Source organism: Winogradskyella sp. 3972H.M.0a.05, assembly GCF_040493455.1.
Taxonomy (GTDB): domain Bacteria; phylum Bacteroidota; class Bacteroidia; order Flavobacteriales; family Flavobacteriaceae; genus Microcosmobacter.
This window is the reverse complement of the sequence record NZ_JANFDA010000002.1, coordinates 51,318-70,816: the sequence shown is the minus strand read 5'-3', so window position 1 is coordinate 70,816 and position 19,499 is coordinate 51,318. Positions and strand designations below refer to the sequence as shown.

15 protein-coding genes are annotated in these 19,499 nt (G+C 35.4%); 3 read left to right on the top strand and 12 right to left on the bottom strand.

Features of this window, described 5'->3' with window-relative positions; genetic code table 11:
- Nucleotides 1-6: 6 nt before the first annotated feature.
- The 3 genes from NCE97_RS03730 to NCE97_RS03720 are packed head-to-tail and all read right to left on the bottom strand — an operon-like array spanning nt 7 to nt 3,832.
- The gene (locus NCE97_RS03730) at nt 7-786 is read right to left on the bottom strand and encodes a polysaccharide biosynthesis/export family protein (protein ID WP_353777542.1); all 780 of its coding nucleotides are present in this window, start codon (nt 784-786) and stop codon (nt 7-9) included.
- Between the two features lie 11 nt (nt 787-797).
- A complete protein-coding gene (locus NCE97_RS03725; RefSeq protein ID WP_353777541.1) occupies nt 798-2,711 on the bottom strand; it encodes a polysaccharide biosynthesis protein in 1,914 nt (637 codons plus the stop codon).
- Nucleotides 2,705-3,832, bottom strand: coding sequence for a DegT/DnrJ/EryC1/StrS family aminotransferase (locus NCE97_RS03720; protein ID WP_353777540.1), 1,128 nt, complete (start codon nt 3,830-3,832; stop codon nt 2,705-2,707). The genes NCE97_RS03725 and NCE97_RS03720 overlap by 7 nt, the downstream gene beginning before the upstream one ends.
- Before the next feature lie 189 nt (nt 3,833-4,021).
- On the opposite strand from NCE97_RS03720, the gene NCE97_RS03715 reads away from it, so the two are divergent.
- Entirely contained in the window at nt 4,022-5,242 is a 1,221-nt protein-coding gene (locus tag NCE97_RS03715; protein WP_353777538.1) for a GNAT family N-acetyltransferase, read from the top strand.
- Between the two features lie 2 nt (nt 5,243-5,244).
- Here NCE97_RS03715 and NCE97_RS03710 read toward each other — a convergent pair whose 3' ends face one another.
- From NCE97_RS03710 to NCE97_RS03680, 7 genes are all read right to left on the bottom strand, one after another.
- Entirely contained in the window at nt 5,245-5,946 is a 702-nt protein-coding gene (locus tag NCE97_RS03710; RefSeq protein ID WP_353777537.1) for a hypothetical protein, read from the bottom strand.
- 105 nt (nt 5,947-6,051) lie between these two features.
- Nucleotides 6,052-7,029: a polysaccharide deacetylase family protein gene (locus NCE97_RS03705; RefSeq protein ID WP_353777536.1), complete on the bottom strand. Its 978-nt coding sequence runs from the start codon at nt 7,027-7,029 to the stop codon at nt 6,052-6,054.
- A 13-nt stretch (nt 7,030-7,042) separates the two neighbouring features.
- The gene (locus NCE97_RS03700) at nt 7,043-7,630 is read right to left on the bottom strand and encodes a sugar transferase (RefSeq protein ID WP_353777535.1); all 588 of its coding nucleotides are present in this window, start codon (nt 7,628-7,630) and stop codon (nt 7,043-7,045) included.
- The gene (locus tag NCE97_RS03695; protein ID WP_353777534.1) at nt 7,630-8,835 is read right to left on the bottom strand and encodes a DegT/DnrJ/EryC1/StrS family aminotransferase; all 1,206 of its coding nucleotides are present in this window, start codon (nt 8,833-8,835) and stop codon (nt 7,630-7,632) included. Before NCE97_RS03695 ends, NCE97_RS03700 begins: the two co-directional genes overlap by 1 nt.
- Nucleotides 8,836-8,840: 5 nt before the next feature.
- Entirely contained in the window at nt 8,841-9,935 is a 1,095-nt protein-coding gene (locus tag NCE97_RS03690; RefSeq protein WP_353777533.1) for a glycosyltransferase family 4 protein, read from the bottom strand.
- Complete coding sequence (locus tag NCE97_RS03685; RefSeq protein WP_353777532.1) at nt 9,936-11,027, bottom strand: O-antigen ligase family protein; 1,092 nt, start codon at nt 11,025-11,027, stop codon at nt 9,936-9,938. It lies immediately after the preceding gene.
- On the bottom strand, nt 11,017-12,252 hold the full coding sequence (locus NCE97_RS03680; RefSeq protein WP_353777531.1) for an oligosaccharide flippase family protein: 1,236 nt from the start codon (nt 12,250-12,252) through the stop codon (nt 11,017-11,019). Before NCE97_RS03680 ends, NCE97_RS03685 begins: the two co-directional genes overlap by 11 nt.
- 266 nt (nt 12,253-12,518) lie before the next feature.
- On the opposite strand from NCE97_RS03680, the gene NCE97_RS03675 reads away from it, so the two are divergent.
- On the top strand, nt 12,519-16,595 hold the full coding sequence (locus NCE97_RS03675) for a T9SS type A sorting domain-containing protein (RefSeq protein ID WP_353777530.1): 4,077 nt from the start codon (nt 12,519-12,521) through the stop codon (nt 16,593-16,595).
- A 99-nt stretch (nt 16,596-16,694) separates the two neighbouring features.
- Complete coding sequence (locus NCE97_RS03670) at nt 16,695-17,168, top strand: nuclear transport factor 2 family protein (protein WP_353777529.1); 474 nt, start codon at nt 16,695-16,697, stop codon at nt 17,166-17,168.
- Here NCE97_RS03670 and NCE97_RS03665 read toward each other — a convergent pair.
- Both NCE97_RS03665 and NCE97_RS03660 read right to left on the bottom strand, forming a co-directional pair.
- Nucleotides 17,165-17,794, bottom strand: a complete 630-nt coding sequence (locus NCE97_RS03665) for a hypothetical protein (RefSeq protein WP_353777528.1) — start codon at nt 17,792-17,794, stop codon at nt 17,165-17,167. The two genes, NCE97_RS03670 and NCE97_RS03665, sit on opposite strands and share 4 nt — an antisense overlap.
- A gap of 143 nt (nt 17,795-17,937) precedes the next feature.
- Nucleotides 17,938-19,359, bottom strand: a complete 1,422-nt coding sequence (locus tag NCE97_RS03660) for an L-serine ammonia-lyase (protein WP_353777527.1) — start codon at nt 19,357-19,359, stop codon at nt 17,938-17,940.
- Between the last annotated feature and the right edge of the window lie 140 nt (nt 19,360-19,499).

Here is a 19,499-nt window from a genome sequence, read left to right as displayed (position 1 = left end):
CTTAAATTATCGTATTAGTATGGCAACAATTGTTGCGACAATACCCACAGCAGAAATTATTTGGGCATTATTAGGGTTGAAGTTAGATTGCCTCACCTTGGTTTTATTTGGTTCGACATAAATAACATCGTTTTGTTTTAAATAATATACAGGAGAATTGACCATGTTTATTGAGGTAAGGTCAATCTTAGCATACGATTTTTTCCCATCTACATCCCGAATCAGGAAGACATTATCACGCCTTCCATAGATAGTAAGATCTCCAGCCAAACCTAAGGCTTCAGGAATACTGATGCGTTCATCAAGGACTGTAAATGTGCCTGGTCTGGTAACTTCACCTAAAACAGAGATTGTAAAATTGGTCAACCTTATGTTCACAATAGGATCTTTGACATATTCTTTCAGAAGATCTTTAAGATAATTAGTAGCTTCAGTCCTGGTTTTGCCACCAATACTTAATGTTCCTAGTACAGGAAACTCAATATTACCATTGACATCAATAAGATATGTTTGCATTCTCAAATTTCCTTGAGCACTTACAATGTTAGAGGCATTATAGGATACAGCCGGAAGATTGAATGGTCTTACTGCGTCTGGATCTAAAGCAGATACATCTATTGTAAGTAAGTCATCGCTTCTGTATGTTATTTCTGTGTCCAAATTTTCCACATTCATACTACTTATTGGCTCATCCTGGAAATAAGCAATTTCCTTTCTACTCGCACAAGATGCTAGGGATGTTATAAGCAATAAAAAAGCTATTCTTTTAAAGATATAAGGTTTCATATGTGGTTATTTTAAGGTTGATTTGATTTTTTGTCTAATATTTCAAATTTCGAATTGTTGGATACATACTCAGGAACTAAATCCTTGATTAAGGCTACCAATTCGAATAATTGAGATTTGCTACTTTTTTCACACAAAACATTAATTTTTGATATCGTGGAACTGATATCTACATGTTTTGATTTTGCAATCATGATTTTTTCATGATATGTTGGCTTGGTGTTTTCTTCATTTGCCAGTAACTCTTCGTAGATTTTTTCACCAGGTCTTAAACCAGTGATTTTTATCTTAATGTCTTCAGGATATCTCAAGCCTGAGAGTATGATCATATTCTTGGCTAAGTCAAAGATTTTTACGGATTTACCCATATCAAATACAAAGATTTCACCACCATTCCCCATGGTTGCTGCTTCTAATACTAACTGGCAAGCTTCTGGGATTGTCATAAAGTAGCGTGTTACATCCTTGTGTGTAACTGTAAGAGGACCACCAGCTTCTATTTGTTTTTTGAACAAAGGAATCACAGAACCATTAGAACCGAGTACATTCCCAAATCGTGTCGTAATAAATTTGGTTTTACCCATTCCTTTTACGCAATTCACATAGAGCTCGGCAATACGCTTGGTAGCTCCCATAACATTGGTTGGGTTTACGGCTTTGTCCGTAGAGATGAGTACAAACTTTTCTACACCATGTCTTATCGACAGGTTAGCAATATTAGCGGTTCCAAAGACATTAACGCTTACTGCTTCGTGTGGATAGGTCTCCATTAAAGGTACATGCTTGTAAGCTGCTGCATGGAACACAATCTCTGGCTTGTACTTAGAGAATATTTCATCTAGTCTTGACTTCTTTCTTCTTACATCTGCTATAATACAAGTAACATTATCAATATTCTTTTGTTTTAATTCTTGTTGAATGTCATACAGAGGGGATTCTGCATTATCAATAAGTACAAGCTTCTTAAAATTAAGCTTAGCAATTTTCCTAGCAATTTCACTACCTATAGAACCAGCTGCTCCAGTGATTAGTATGACTTTGTTGTCATATTCATCGATTACTGCAGGGTTGTTGATGACTATTGGTTCTCTACCTAGAAGGTCTTCTATATTTACATCTTTGATTTGCCCAACGCTAAGATCACCATCTATCCAGGTTTTTACTGGTGGTACAATCTTAACTTTGACTTTAAGCTCAAAAAGACCATTAATGATAGAAAGTAGGAGGATAGGTTCAATATTCTGAATAGAAATAATGACCTGTTTTATCTTTTTGTTCTTTACAAATGCTTCATCTATTTCCTTAGGGCTATAAACTCTAAGAAGATCGATTTTCTTTCCAACTTTTACTTCATTATCATCTACAAAGCCTACAACTTTGAGGTTACTCTTTAAGTCACCGCTAAGGGCTTCATAAGTAATCATTCCTGAATCTCCGGCACCATAGATTAGTACGTTCTCTATTTCACTGGTTCCAACGCCTTCCAACATTAGCTTTCTGTAGTAAGACTTGATAAAGAATTTGAAACCTGTTAAGAAGAGCAGGTTGAGCAATAGGTTGATGTATATAATAGACCCTGAAATCTCAAAGCTTTTATCAAAGCCAAACTTTCTACTTAAGTATGTAAATAGAATAAGTACAGTACCTATTAGGTTTGCACCTATGAAAATATTGACTACATCTCTAAACCCAATATATCTGACTACTGTTTTGTGAGTGCCAACCAGCATGAAGCATAACACTGACACTACAATTACCAACGGTATCTGCTTCAATACCTGAACAGGATCGAAATCTAGTTTGAAGTTATATCGAATAACATAAGCCAGGAAGAAACTAAATAAAACAATAGCGACATCGATGGCTAATATTAGCCACTTCGAAGCATATTTGTGTAGTGTTTTATTTAAGTACTTGTCTAGCATTGATAATAGTTGGTTACTAAATTGGTTATTCTATTTAAATCTTCTTCGGAAAGAGAAGTACCGCTTGGGAGGCATATACCTCTGTTGTATAAGTCTTCTGAAATGCCATTTGTGTAGTTCGGATAATCCTTAAATACAGGTTGTAAATGCATAGGTTTCCATGCGCTTTTTACTTCTATATTATTGTCTTCAAATAGCTGCATAAGCTCTGATTTGCTCTTAGCACTGTCCACTAATATACAATTTAGCCATCTATTTGAAAAAGAACCCTTTAACTCTGGTTGCAAATGTATTGCTTCAATTTCCTCAAAGGCATCTCGGTAAGCTTTATAATTGTTTTGTTTTTTGGCGACTTTTTCGTCAAGTTGTTCTAGTTGTCCTAATCCTATACCAGCTAATACATTAGATAGCCTGTAGTTGTACCCAATCTTATCATGAGTGTAATCCTTAGGATTAGAATTGTACTGTGTAGAAAGTTTGATTGCTTCTGTTTTTTCAGCTTCGGAATTCACAATAAGCAATCCACCACCAGAAGTCGTAATTATTTTATTACCATTGAATGAGAATATAGACATATCGCCAAAAGTGCCACATTGTCTATTGTTATAGGTACTACCTAAGGCTTCAGCACTATCTTCAATCACAGGAATACCGTATGATTCTGCAACAGCGTGAATGTCTTCAACCTTATAAGGCATACCGTAGATGCAAACCATAATAATGGCTTTAGGCAATTTGCCAGTTTTTTGCAATCGGTCTTTTATAGCGTTATCTAATAATTCTGGACACATGTTCCAACTTTCTAATTCACTATCTACAAATATTGGTTTTGCACCAACATATAATACAGGATTCACAGATCCTATAAACGTCTTGGTCTGGCAGATTACCTCATCATCGTTACCGACATTAAGCAATCGCAAGGCTATATGTATAGCAGCAGTGCCAGAGTTTAATGCCACGGTATATTTGTTGTGCCCTAAGAGGGACTCAAAAGTTTCTTCGAACTTATTAAGGTGAGGTCCTATTGGGGCAATCCAATTCGATGAAAAAGCATCCTTTATATAGTCTAACTCTTTCCCTGTAATATCAGGAGGCGACAACCATATTCTTTCTTTCATCCAAGTTTGATTAATGGTAAAAATGATTTATTTAATCTAAAAATTCAAATAAATACGATAAATAGCTCATTTCTACGTTCTTTAATTTTACGGATTAAAAATATAAAGTTTAATCTATTTTATAGTGTATTTAGTCGGTTTTGACAATTCCCATAGTATTATTTTTTTACTTTTATCGAAAAGTATTTCATGAATAAACACCCTTTTAACCAACCTACATTTCAGGACGTTTGGTCCGAGCATTTTAATGGCTCTAAATCATCTGTTAACTATAAAAGTATTCAGGGTGTTAAGTTTTACAAAAAGTCAAATAGTACTTTGGTGAACATTGGTAAGAATATTACCAATGGTAACTACTATAGTATTAATGCTGATGAGAAAGACTATAAAGGAAAGACCTTTATAATCTATGATGTTCCTAGTTACTTCGAAATAGAAGCGGGGAATAATAATGCCTTAAAGACCAAAACGGTACGACAATATAAGGGGTTTACGTCTCAACTAGCCGAATTTGAAACTTTTGATGCTTTTTTTAGTGCACAGTTTAAGTCCAAAAGCCGCTATAAGTATAGGAGAAACATAAGTAGGCTAGAGGCCAACTTCGATATAAGCTATAAAATATTCCATGGCGATATTTCTACGGATGAGTATGAGACACTTTGCAAATTTTTAAAGAAGAACCTGCAGAGACGTTTTGGCTCTCTGGGCTTGGATAATAATATCGTTTCTAAATGGGATTATTATTATGATCTTATGTATAAGATGGTAGTTAACAAGGAAGCTGTTATGACTGCCATTTATAATAAGGATATGCCTATTGGGATATCATTTAGTTTCTTGAGCGATTCAATATTACTTTTCGCAATTACTTCTTTCGATATTGATTACATGCGCTATAATCTAGGACATACGAGTATTATTAAGTTAATGCAATGGTGTTTTGAGAATGGCTACAATGTTTACGATTTTTCAAAAGGAGAATATATTTATAAGGACAGATGGACCAACCATGATTATGATTATCAGTGTCATATTTTGTACGATTCTAAATCGCTTAAAGCATCTTTAACGGCTAACTACTATGCCAAGTATTTTAAGCTGAAGCAATATTTGAGAGATAAAAAGGTGAATCGTTTGTATACACAGTTGAAGTTTAAGCTGAAGAACAAGCAGGATTTCACAATACAAGCCTATAATATTGAAAAGCTTGAGTCCAAATTTGATAGCAATAACAAGGAAATAATCAATTTACAAGATGAAGGTTACGCAAGCTTAAGATATGCATTGTATCAGTACCTATACTTAAATCCCGAAAAGGTAGATGCTATTACCTGCTATAAGGATAATGCATCTGGTGCATATTATGCTATAGGCGAAGTGAATAAACTAATGCTTACTAAAGCTGATTAACCTTAAGCAGTTTTAGGTCTTAGAACTCTTACATATATCCATATATACATAAAGATGAAGAATGCATAAAGCATTTCTCTGGTTTCTGCAAAAGACATTTTCTTATCTAAGTCAGAATAGATTGCAAGAATGAATGACAATCCAAATACTACGATAATTGAAAAAATGAATAGAGGAGAGGGTTTAATGTAACCCAATTTCTCCACTAGTCGTTTTATTTTTCCAGACAATGACATTAGTATCGGAATGATTAAGAAATAACCAAAGAAGAAAATCCTAAAGATATTCTGAGTGGACTTTAAAAAGTTAATAACACCTTGTCTGCTAATCTTTCCATCTACAAATAAATCATCACCTTCAAAGATTGAAAGGTTGTGCAGATTGAATTCATTCTGAGCGTTTACACTTTCTACAGATTCTACAGAATAGTTAAAAATCCTCTGAAACCAGCTAGTTTCTTCACCAAGAAAAATGAAGCACATTAATGTCCAAGCTATTGGTAACAACATCTTTTTGGTCTTAAAGATTGTAATAACACCAACAATAAATCCTGCCAGATAAAATATTGCAGTGATATTTTCTATGACGCCATCTTCTCGAGTTATTTTATAAGCAAACGCTTCTGTACTAAAGGCTATAAACAATATTGATAATAAGCCTAAGGCAAAAAGAATGATATAATTGAGGTTTTCTTTTTTGAACATTGGGTGGTTATTTGATGATATAAATGTATAACTAATATGTATCTATCGTATATAATCACTAATCTTTTCGATAAGCCTTACGCTTAAGTCGATGATAAGCTAAAACTATTGTGCACTTATTTTCTCAGCTAAGGATGACATCGTGCTGCTTTCAAAATTGTATTTGCTTTGTAGCATTTTATATGTTTTTAAAATGCTTTCAAAATTTTTAAAGTTCTCATCAATGTTATTTCCAAAATTATGAGGATGAAACCAAAGATGATATAACTTTCTTTCCTTTGCTGCTTGGGCCATACCATTCTTGACTCGTCTTAACTTGAATGGTTCTCGGAAACCGAATTTTGCAGAATATGGTCTTAAGAAATAACTAGAAGGAATATTTACAATATTATCATCAGCCAGTTGTGATAGCTCGTAGATATGATTACCAGTAATATTGAAGTAAGCATCAATTATACGCATTATCCTATGCAAAGTCTTCTTAGACTCTTTGTAAGGTCGTGGCTCATAAATAGTATGATTTTCATAACCTCTATAAGCAATAATTCCGTGTGTCTTACATATATCCAGATAGGACACATTGATCTGATTTCTTGGAAATACTATACTCTTAATTGGGATGCCTAAATCGTTTCCAGCCTTAACAGCCATCTTTATATCAGCTTCAAATTGAGATAGAGTCTGATCTTCCTCTAAACAGTAGTAATGACAATAAGTGTGTGTGCCTATTTCATGATTACCATTATCTCTGATGTTCTTTATTGAATCTAAAGCAAAATATACACTATTAGAACCAGCAGTATCAGGAACCTCATCAATTAAACTATAAGGACTGTGCTTAGGGTTTTTGTATTCTGGTTTTATATTTGGGATATGCTCTAAGAGTGCCTTTTTTGAATCGTGAAACAAAAAGCCGACGGTGGCAAAAGTCAACTTTACATTATACTTATCAGATAGTGTTATTAACCTATCCACAATAGCATCTACAGCATTTAGGTTCTGTTCGTAGCTTTCTAGAGACTTGCTATCGAAAATGCCCCAAAACTTTTCAAAGTCTAATGATATTACAAATTGTCCATTCATACTATGTATTCAATTAAGATAGAATTGCTTTGAACGTCAATAAAATAATCTTTATATCTGTAACAAGACTGTAGTTTTCAATATAAACCTTATTTAGCTTTATTTTCTCTGGCATGATATCATTGATGTAGGTTTCTTCAGGATTATCCGATGCTTTCATTACTTCAGCTTCGTCTCTATACTTTATAGAAGCATAATCTGTAATACCTGGCTTCACATTTAGTATTTCCTTATCAGATTCAGAATACATATCAACATACTTTCTTACTTCTGGTCTAGGTCCAACAAAACTCATATTTCCTAAAAAAACATTTATCAGTTGAGGTAGCTCATCAAGTTTATATTTTCTCAATGTATAACCAACTTTAGTGACTCTTGGATCTCTATCACCAACGGTCAATAATCCCAACCGATCAGAGTCTACATGCATTGTCCGGAACTTAAATATCTTGAAATCCTTGTCATGTTTCCCAACTCTTACTTGCTTATAGAACACAGGGCCTTTAGAGTCGAGCTTAATAAGTATAGCAATAATGAGTAGGATAGGTGCAGTTAAAATCAATCCTATACTTGAAAAAACAATATCAAATAATCGTTTCATCATAATGTAGATTCCACAGCAGAAGATACACTATCTACTATATACTGTAATTCCTCTTTAGATAATTGAGGGTATATAGGTAAAGAGATTTCGGACTTATAGTTATTGTAAGCCACCGGGTAATCAGCGATATCAAATCCTTTTTGCTTGAATAAGGATAGTAAGGGTAGTGGTTGAAAATGTACATTCACAGCTACGCCTTTAGCAGATATCTTTTCTATAATTTCATCTCTTTGAGCTTCGGTTGCATCCTTAATACGCAAAGCATACAAATGACACGAGGAAATTTTATCTTCACTCACATATGGAGGTAAAATAGCCCATGATTTATTTTGAAAAAAAGACCTATAAAATTCATATATGTCTTTTCTTTGAGGTAATACCTCTTCAAAATAAGTAGGCATTTGTGCTACACCAATTGCAGCTAATACGTCTGGCATATTAATTTTATAGCCTTGATAGATAATATCGTATCGCCAAGAACCCGCTTTAGATTTTGTAAAAGCATCTTTGGTCTGGCCGTTAAGCGCATTACACCTTAAGAATTGATATTCTTCCTCATTATTAAAGGGCAGAGGTAGATTAATACAAATTGCACCTCCTTCAGCAGTAGTTACATTCTTTACAGCATGAAACGAAAAGACTGTTATGTCGCTTATACACCCTATTTTCTTTCCATCATATTCAGCGCCTATAGAATGTGCAGAATCGGATAGGCACAAAATTCTACCAAGCTTCTCTTGATTCTTACTATTTGGCTTAAAAATACTTTTCTTAGCTTCAATAACCTTCATAATGGCATCATAATCACAAGGCCACCCAGCAATGTCTACAGGAATAACCGCTTTAGTACGCTCTGTTATAGCATTTTCAATAGCACTTACTGAGATATTAAAATCCGCTTCGGTATCTACCATAACTGGTGTTGCTCCAACATGCATTACTGCAAGAGCAGTAGCGGCATATGTGTAAGCAGGGATAATCACTTCGTCACCTTGACCGATATCATACCATGCTAAGGATAATAGTAATCCAGAAGTGGCTGAATTGACACAAAGTGTTTTTTGAGCTGAAGTATATTGGCAAACAAGGTCTTCGAGTTTCTTGACCTTTGGACCCGTTGTAATCCATCCAGAAACCAAAGAATCTTTGACTTCTTCTAAAACATTTTCATCGATAAAAGGGGGTGAAAACGGTATTTGCATTATAGCTAATTTGGGTTGATTAATTGAGTAAATATAGAGATATATTGTTTTGCAACAGTCTCTAAACTAAACAAATTAACCCGTTTTAAGGCGTTCTGTGCAAATTCATCGGCAAGTGGTTTGTTAGTGCCTAATTTTATCATGGCGTTGGCCAAAGATTCAGAATTTCTCACTTCAGCAATTAATCCTTCTTTACCGTCTCTAACAATTTCTCCTACACCTGGTACATTGGTAGTGATAGACGGTAGACCTACAGCTGCGGCCTCCAGTAATACTCTGGAAAAGCCTTCTCTAAATGTTGGAAGTATAAAAGCATCAGCCTTAGTAAGAAGTTCTAGAACATCATTTCGTGTACCAAGTCTGTCTACAATATCGTCATATTGCTTTAGGATATCTTCATTTAGGCGCTTTGAGTTTTCTTCTAGTGGGCCTACAATTTGATACTTAAAGTCATAACCTTTATCGTGACATATTCTTGCTGCTTCTATAAGATTAATTATACCTTTCTCATAGACTAAACGTGCCACACATATAAATGTAAAAGGGTTTCCTTCTCGTTCAGCCCTTATACTAATATCTTTTAATTCTATACCACTGCTTTGAATCAATGTACTATTAGTTTCAGTAATAAGCTTGTGTTTCAGAAATAAAGCTTTATCATCTTTATTTTGAAAAACTGTCATTGAGACTCGCTTTCTAATGAATCTATGAATTAAAAAATAAACTCTTCTTAGGATGAGAAACTTTGGAGTATTAGACATAAACACTGTGCCCAATCCTGTAATGGTACGAATGATAGGCGTCTTAGTTCTCATAAGAGCCAAGGGCACTAAAAAAGCGGGTTTAGTATCAAATGTTTGAATAACATCAAATTCATTGTCTTTAAAAAAGCGCTTTAAGAATTCTATGGTTTTATAGTCTTTCGAAAAAGAAAAACTCCTCACTAGGTTATAGGGAACATAATTGATAAAATCCGGAAACGTTTTCTCACTAGTGCCAAGAATTGTGACATCAAAATGACTATCTCTAAGATATTTTGAGAGTTTTATCCTTTTGTGAACATCTTCACCACCAACGATACAGATTTTTATAGGTTCCATCTATTCTGCCTTTATGGTGTTATTGTTAGTATAGTTAAGATAGAATAGCAATAAGAGAGATAGCCAAAAGAAAGGTGAGCGCAACGTCATGTGCGCTAAAGTATATAACACAATGAGCAAGAGAATTAGCTTTATCGTCCAATTAGAGTTCTTTAAAATTATAGTGATAGCAGTTCCAAAAAGGAATAATCCTAAAACACCATAGCTAAACAGAATATTGAAAAAGGTAGAGTGTAACTCTATTCGATAGCCGAATCGTTTGTATTTCCCTTCGCCAGCACCAAGAATGGTGTATTGAGGATAATTAAGAATTCTATCATAGCCTCTGTCATTTAGTGTGTTACCTTGACCTCTCTTTTTCTCTGAAAGTCTCTCAATAGCATTATCTGCAAATGTGAAATTCTTTGAATCCAATTTACCTGTGAAGAGGAAAATGCTAAAGCCAATCACAGATACCATACTCAGAATCATGATTTGTCTCTTGGTCTTAGTAAAGAAATATAACCAGAATATAATGGCTACGGCCACACCAGATTTAGAAGCTGAAATAAAAATGAAGAATGTAGAAAGTAATAAAACTGCATAGAGTAGGATACCTTTGATTTCAGCAAGCTTATAGACCAGGTAGCTAATGATTAACATACTAAACGACCAAAACGATAATTGGTTAGGATCTTTAAAGAACATCATTGTTCTTACACCTTGATTAGGAATGAAAGGCCAAAGGACGAATTGTAAACACAAGCTCATTAGTAAGGCATAAGCAATAGTCCTTAGGAAGCCTTCATCTTTCATTTTGGAATAAAACACCAAGATGATCATAAAGCTATATATGTAGTAGAGACTGCTTTTAAGCAACAGAATTTCATCAAGAATGATCATCCATGCACAATTAACAATAATCGTGTAAACTACAAATAATAACAGGCTCTTAAAGAAACGATGGGCGCCTAATGAATTTACAATAGATTTAAAATGAAAAAGTACCAGTAAAGCTCCAAATGCATCAGCAATTTGGGGATTTCCTCTTTCAAAAAAATAGAAAGGGAAAACCACAATATATATGATGAACAAAATATACTTAAGCTTCATGTTGGCTAGGTATTTCTATTTTACTGTTATAATAATATGAAAGTATAGCCTTTATACTTCTTGCAAGTATGATAGCGATAGCACCTCCAATATAGAAATATTTAGGGATTAATATTAGGCAAGCTGTAAATCCAGCAATCGATCCTATGGCTACAGCCTTTAAATACAAGGTGTCTTTCTTTTTCACCATTAATCCATTTACTCCAAATGCTGAAATCACAGAGACTAAAAATGGACTTGGACTCAGGTACTTTACAACTTTTACAACCTCAGGAGCAGATTGTCCAAGCCATAGTGTAATCAAGTATTCTGAAGCAAAATACATGAGTAGTGATAAGCTGAATCCGACACTTAAGAAGACATAACTAAATTTCTTCATTGCCGCTTGATTCCTATTGATAAAAGGATAAAGAACATGAGTAAGCGTCTTTACCAACACACCAAAAGCCCCAGAAACTTTAGATCCAATTTCCATAAATGTAACATACGATGGTATACCAAATACACCAACTAAGAAGATAGACGTGTTAGAATATATGGTCGGTGTTACCAAAGTTAAAAATGAACTTAATCCGTCTTTTAGCATCGTCTTCACTTCGCTTATTGCAGCCAGTTTTAGCTTTATCTTGAAATTATAAAAGATAAATATTTGAGCAGTTAGTCCAGCAAACAAAAATCCAACAGACTGATATAGTGATATATACACGAAATCTGAAGCTTCCTTAATAAGTAAAAACGTGAGCACAGCAAAAGAAGACTTAGACACCAAATTCACAACAGTGATAAAGCGCATGCGCTCCATGCCTAAAAAGAACCAAATAGGGAAGAGTAGCTCCCCAATGATTATAAAGCTAAAATAATAGTAAACTTGTGCATTCGCGTTGAACTTATCTATTAACGCTGTAAGCCCAAACAAAATAGACAAAACCACTATAGCCAAATAAAGCTGAGTAGTAAATACGCTACTATAAATTTTATCCAGTTCTTTTTTATTATCCCTGTTTAGTGCTATTAACCTAACAGCAGAAAGTGAAAACCCATATTGAACAATGTTTAGGAGATAAAATACTAGTGCATAAGCAAAAGCATAGATACCATAATTGTCCTTACCAACTACAACGATTAAATACGGAATAACAATCAATGGGATAACTGCATCAATAACCTTAAACAAGGAAAAAGAGATGAAGTTTTCAATTAAGCCATAATATTTTTTGAGCTTCAAAATCTAAAAAAGGATATAGGCGAATAAAAATTTTTCGTAAAGATTGTTAAAATTCTCCAATAACGTGATCCAAACTCGTTGTATGGACGTATATAATAGAAATGTTGATGATTTATCGACAAAAAACAAAAAAACCCTTATAAAAAGCTAAAAAAGGAAAGATTAACCCTACAAATTTGATGCAGTTCATCGAATAATTAGTTAATTAGTTTATTCTCAGGCTATTATTTTTTTTATTCGTTGCATCAAGCCCCAAATTGATTACCATGCTAAGAACTACATTACGGCTTATACAGCTAGTTGCTGTTATATTACTTACAACAAATACATTGTCAGGTCAGGAATATGATCTTGATACTAGTTTAAACTTATATTGGCCAGTACCTACAGTCGAGGTACCTGGTTACCTAGAAACTGTTGTCGACCCTACTTTCAATACCAATGTGATTCGTATTACAGGAGATGTTGGCACGCCAATACCAAATATATCTGGGCAAAATTGGAGAAATGTTGCAAGACATGGGTATTCTACAAGACAGCCTTGGAATTCAGATGAATCGATATTAATGCTAGAAAGACACCAGAATTTTACTGGTGGAGGTTTCGACCTATTCCTAGATGGTCAGACTTATGAAGTTATTAAAGAAGTAGATCTGCCAAGTGGAAACGAATTTAGATGGCATCACAATGATCCAGACCTTATGTGGATTATCAGAGATGATGAATTAGTTACCTGGAGTTATTCGACAGAGCAAGTAACACAAATTATGAGTTTCTCCGGGTATTCAGACGTAGACACTGGTGGTACAGGAAACTTTTCAGATGATGGTACTAGAGTCGCAGTATCTGCAACAAGAGATTCGGATAACACACTAGTGGTGTTCTATTTAGATTTAGAAACCCAGACAAAAGGTCCAGATATTGATATTTCTGATGTCGTTAACCTTGGACATATATCCTTATCTTCTAAAGGAAACTATATCATTTCAGTAGGAACATATCCATCAGGAGGCGATAGAACCAAAGTATATACTGCAGAAGGAACACTAGTCGGTTTCTGGGATGATTATGCAATGCCAACACATTACGATTTAGCTACAGATACAAATGGAGATGAAGTAGCAGTTGGTGTATCAAAATCTGAACCTCACAAAGGAAAAATGATAAAGCGTAGATTATCCGATGGTCAGATTACAGAACTTACAGTAGGAGGATGGCCTCCACATACATCGGCACGTGCCCTCGGAAGACCAGGATGGGTTTATGCTTGGACTGCTTCATCACTAGGATATCAACCTTACCTTAATGAGCTTATTGCTGTAAAATTAGACGGCTCTAGAGTAGAGCGTATTGCACATTGTAGAAATGTTTTTGATGCGTACTTAAATGAAGCCCATGCAGTTCCATCTCCATCAGGAGGAAGAATACTATTTGCATCCGATTGGGCTAATGACGACTTACCTATTAGCACATTCGTGGTTGATTTTAGAGACAGAATAATTGATAGTGATGAGTTTGCTAATGCTGGACAAGATGAAGAAATATGTATAGGTGATAGTGTTACGTTAACAGCATCTGGAGGAACAGATTATGTATGGAATACAGGAGCAACAACAGCAAGTATTACTGTATCTCCAACTACAACTACAACGTATACAGTGACTGTAACTTCAAGTAGTGGCGCGGAGGACACTGACGATGTAACCGTTACTGTTAATCCCTTGCCGATAGCCAATGCAGGCTCAGATGAAACGATTTGTGATGGAGAAAGTGTTACACTGACAGCATCAGGAGGAACAGACTATCTATGGAATACAGGAGCCACCACACAAAGTATTGAAGTATCACCAAGTTCCACAACAACATATTCAGTTGAAGTCTCTACAAATGATTGTAGCGATACAGATGAAGTAACTGTGACAGTAAACCCGTCACCAAATGTAAGTGCAGGAAATAATGTCACTATATTGTATGGTGAAAGCACCACATTAACAGCTTCTGGAGCTACTACGTATCAATGGAATACAGGTTCGACAGATGAAAGTATTGACGTAAGTCCAACTGAGACGACAACATATACAGTAACAGGAACCACAAATGGATGCTCAGATGAAGCTACTGTGACCGTAACGGTTGAAACTGTTGAAGTTACAGCCAATGCAGGAGATGATCAAGAGATTTGTGAAGGTGAAAGTGTAACCTTAACAGCTTCAGGAGGAACGGACTACTTATGGAATACAGGTGCAACTACAGCAAGTATCACCGTATCACCAAACCAGACGACAACATACAGTGTAACAGTTTCAAACGACAATGGAGGAGAAGACACAGATGAAGTCACAGTGACAGTCACTGAGATACCAGTTGCTAATGCAGGCTCAGACGAAACAATCTGTGATGGAGAAAGTATCACATTGACAGCCTCTGGCGGAACAGACTATCTATGGAATACAGGAGCCACTACACAAAGTATTGAAGTATCTCCAAATTCCACAACAACATATTCCGTTGAAGTTTCTACAAATGATTGTAGCGATACAGATGAAGTAATCGTGACAGTAAATCCGTCACCAAATGTTAGTGCAGGAAATAATGTAACCATATTACAAGGTGAAAGCACTACATTAACCGCTTCTGGAGCTACTACGTATCAATGGAATACAGGAGCTACAGATGAAAGTATTGACGTAAGTCCAACTGAGACGACAACATATACAGTAACAGGAACCACAAATGGATGCTCAGATGAAGCTACTGTGACCGTAACGGTTGAAACTGTTGAAGTTACAGCCAATGCAGGAGATGATCAAGAGATTTGTGAAGGTGAAAGTGTAACCTTAACAGCTTCTGGAGGAACTAACTACTTATGGAATACAGGTGCTACTACTGCAAGTATCACCGTATCACCAAACCAAACCACGACATATAGCGTTACAGTCTCTAACAGCCTTGGTAGCGAAGATACTGATGAAGTTATAGTATTTGTAAATGAAACCCCAATTGCTGATGCAGGAAACGATCAAGAAATCTGTGAAGGAGAAACTGTAACCTTAACAGCCTCAGGCGGAACAGACTATCTTTGGAATACAGGAGCCACCACACAAAGTATAGAAGTATCTCCAAATTCCACAACAACATATTCAGTTGAAGTTTTTTCAAACGATTGTAGTGATACTGATGAAGTGACTGTGACCGTAAACCCATTACCAGAAGTAAGTGCAGGACCAGATATAACAATACTGTTTGGAGAAAGTGCCACACTGACTGCTTCAGGAGCTAATGAATACCAATGGAATACAGGAGCTACAGGTCAAAGTATAGATGTTAGCCCGACAGAGACAACGACATACACGGTTGTAGGAATTACAAATGGTTGTTCAAGTGAAGCTACAGTAACAGTCTTTGTGGAGAGCTCAGTACAAGCCAGTGCTGGAGCCAATCAACGTGTCTGTGATGGTTATGATTATGAAGTTGTACTAACGGCATCAGGAGGAGATACCTATTTATGGAGTACAGGAGAAACTACTCAGAGTATAACAGTAACCCCTTTATCTACGACTACCTATACCGTTATAGTATACCAAGGGAATTTTCAAGATGAAGCTGAAGTCACTGTATTTGTGGATCCAAATCCAAGCGTAGTGATTAGTAATGGTGATGATGTAACAATATTGGATGGTGATTTCGTAACATTATCCGCTTCAGGAGCTAATGAATATGAATGGAGTAATGGTGCAACGCAACCGAATATTGCTGTCAATCCAAGTGTAACAACCACTTATGAAGTCATCGGTTATATTAACAACTGTTATGACACTAAAGAAATTACTGTAAATGTAGTGCCTCAAGTTCAAGCAAATGCTGGTGATGATGTCATGATTTGTTTAGACGAAAGCGCCACGTTAACAGCATCTGGAGGTGACGAGTATCTTTGGAGTACAGGAGAAACCACACAGAGTATTACAGTTGCTCCTCAGCAAACTACTGAGTATACAGTTACGGTGTTTAATGAACTCGATTTCGACGAAGCTACTGTAATGGTAGAAGTCGATGTCAATTGCGAAGAAGAAATAATTGTTGAGAATCCTGAGTTTGAATTTAGAGTATATCCAAACCCAACTTCAGATATTTTGAATGTGAAAATGACTGGACTTTATAATACATCTAAATTGTATTTATATGATCTTTCAGGAAAAGTATTAATAAGTAGTGATATTGAAGATACCTTATCAGGAGATCCGTTTACTAAACAACTCAATTTAAATAATCTAAATTCCGGAATATATTTCGTAAGGATAGAATATGACAATCAAGAGATTATTGAAAAAGTAATCGTCAACTAATTATAACCCAGCAGTTTTGCTGGGTTTTTTGTTAAAGTTTTCTTTACTTCCCTTATTCGTTGATTTGTTTTCAATTACTTTGAGGAAAACTTATCAATCATGTATCGTATTTTTACTTATCTAGCTTTTTTAATCGCCAGTACTGTTTCTTCACAATCATCTATGTCTCCACAACAGATAGAGGTAAAGAAGACTATCGAAACTTTTTTTGACGGATTTCACAAAGGTGACACTACCATGATGAAATCTGTAATGATCGACAAGGTCGTTATGCAGACAGCATTTATCAATAAAGAAGGGGAAGGGGTTTTAAAAGATGATGGAGGTCCAGACAATTTACTAAATGCCATAGCTAATAGACCTGCAGACCAAAAATGGGATGAGCGCCTAACTGACTTTAGTATTCAAGTAGATGCTAATATGGCAAATGCTTGGGTTGATTATGAGTTTTGGTATAATGACCAGTTCAGTCATTGCGGCGTAAATTCTTTTCAACTCGTAAAAACAGAAGGGAAGTGGAGAATAATTTACTTAATCGATTCAAGAAGACGTTCTACTTGTGATAAAGGCTAATTTCCTTGAGCTAAAGCATTTATGCTGTCTTTAAAAAAGATGAAAATACTTGAGTTTAATTTTGCCTCTGTTCGATTTTTGGCTAAAAAGGAAAAGTTTTCATCTTTTATATAGGCCTTATATGTTCCTTTCGGGAATGTGATTGCACTTTGTCCTTCTATTAACCCAGTATTTATTAATGTGCCATAACTTTTCTTAGAATTAGAAATTGCTGCTAAGAAAGTCGTTGGTAATCTAGGATTTCCAGTGTAAGCAAATAGGGCATCATTATCAGTGGATAATTTTAGAGTGCTAGTTACTTTTCCAATAGTTGCGACTGGAAAAGTAGAGATGTTTTTAAAAAATATCTTTGTCCCAGATTTTATTACTCTGTGACCAGAATTCCAGGTCATGCATCCTTCATCAATTCCGAATCTATTTCCATTCCATTCAGAATCTGAAAAATAAATAGTAGTATTTGGCTGAATATCGCTTAATGTTATTATTGAAAATTGATCAGCTCCTTTGAAATTAAAAGAGGTAAATACGATATCTCCTGTGTCTATTTTCGAAATTGAATTTTGGCTACTAATCAAAAAATAAACAAGAATAATTACAGGAATAATAATGAATTTGAAATCTTTCACACTTGAGGATTTGAATCAATCAAAAATCCATATTAAATATGAAGTAAAGGATAACTGAAATTTACCTTTTTATAAACTTATTGACTCTAAGTTTAAATTAACCCTATATAAAAGTTAAGTAATTTAATTTATCGTTAAGTAGACTAACAATCCGCCATATTTACACGTACGGCTAAGCCGCCTTCACTAGTTTCTTTGTATTTGGTGTTCATATTCTGGGCAGTTTCCCACATGGTGTCAACAACTTTGTCGAGTGGTACTTTTAGATCCTCAGGATTAGCATCCAGAGCCAATTCAGCAGCATTAATAGCTTTTATGGCGCCCATAGCATTGCGTTCTATACAAGGTACTTGTACCAAGCCACCAACAGGGTCACAAGTTAGTCCAAGATGATGCTCCATTGCAATTTCAGCAGAAGCTAAAACCTGTTCAGGTGTACCGCCTAATAGTTCACACAAACCAGCGGCAGCCATAGCTGAAGAGACACCTATTTCTGCTTGACAGCCACCCATTGCAGCACTAATCGTAGCACCTTTCTTAAAGATACTGCCGATTTCACCAGCAACCAGAAGAAACTTTTTGATGTCTTCAAAATTCCCATCATGATTTTCAATAACCAAATAATACATCAGCACAGCTGGGATTACACCAGCACTTCCATTGGTAGGTGCTGTGACCACACGACCTAGAGAAGCATTAACTTCATTGACAGCCAGTGCAAAACAACTTACCCATTTTATGATTTGACGGAATCTTACCTCGGTATTTCTAATGGCATAAATCCATTCAACAGGATTCTTATAAGGTTCTTCACCTTTAAGATTGTTGTGCATATCAAAAGCACGACGCTTCACGTTTAAGCCTCCAGGAAGATAACCTTCGGTATGACAGCCTATATACATACACTCGAGCATCGTATCCCAAATACGCTTTAACTCATAATCTATGTCTTCTTCTGTACGAATAGACTTTTCATTATCTAAAACCACTTCAGAAACAGACTTATCCCAGGCTTTACAATTTCTCAGAAGATCTTCGCCTTTTTCGATAGGATATGGGAAGGAGCATTTTATTTCAAAATTCTTCTTTGAGTTATCCTGATCTTCCTTCACAACAAATCCACCACCAATCGAATAAAACGTAGATGTTATTGTGCCTGCTTTAGAAATAGCTGTAAACGTGAGTCCATTGGCATGAAATGGTAAAAATGTTTTATTGAAAACGATATCCTTCTCTGGATCAAAATCTAATTGCAATTCACCATTAAAATTGAGGATCTTATGCGTTTTAATAGCATCAATTAAACTAGAAATCTCTTTCGTAGGAATGGTTTCAGGATCTTTGCCCAGCAGTCCAAGCATCACAGCCAAATCCGTTGCGTGACCTCTTCCAGTAAGCGATAAAGAACCATACAAGTCTACAGTCACACTGTCTATGCTGTCAAAACTATTGGAGTCTTTGAGTTCTTGTATCCAACGTTCTGCAGCACGCCATGGTCCAAGTGTATGCGAACTAGAAGGACCTACACCAATTTTCAGCATGTCAAAAACTGAAATACATTCCATGCAGTTGATTTTATTTAGGCATAAAAATAGGAGTTTTGACTGTTATGTCGTGCGTTTTTTTTCAGAACAGAAAAATAATGACATCATGTCAGCATTTTTTCATTGGCATAAAGATTGACTTAAACAGTTCGAAATTAATT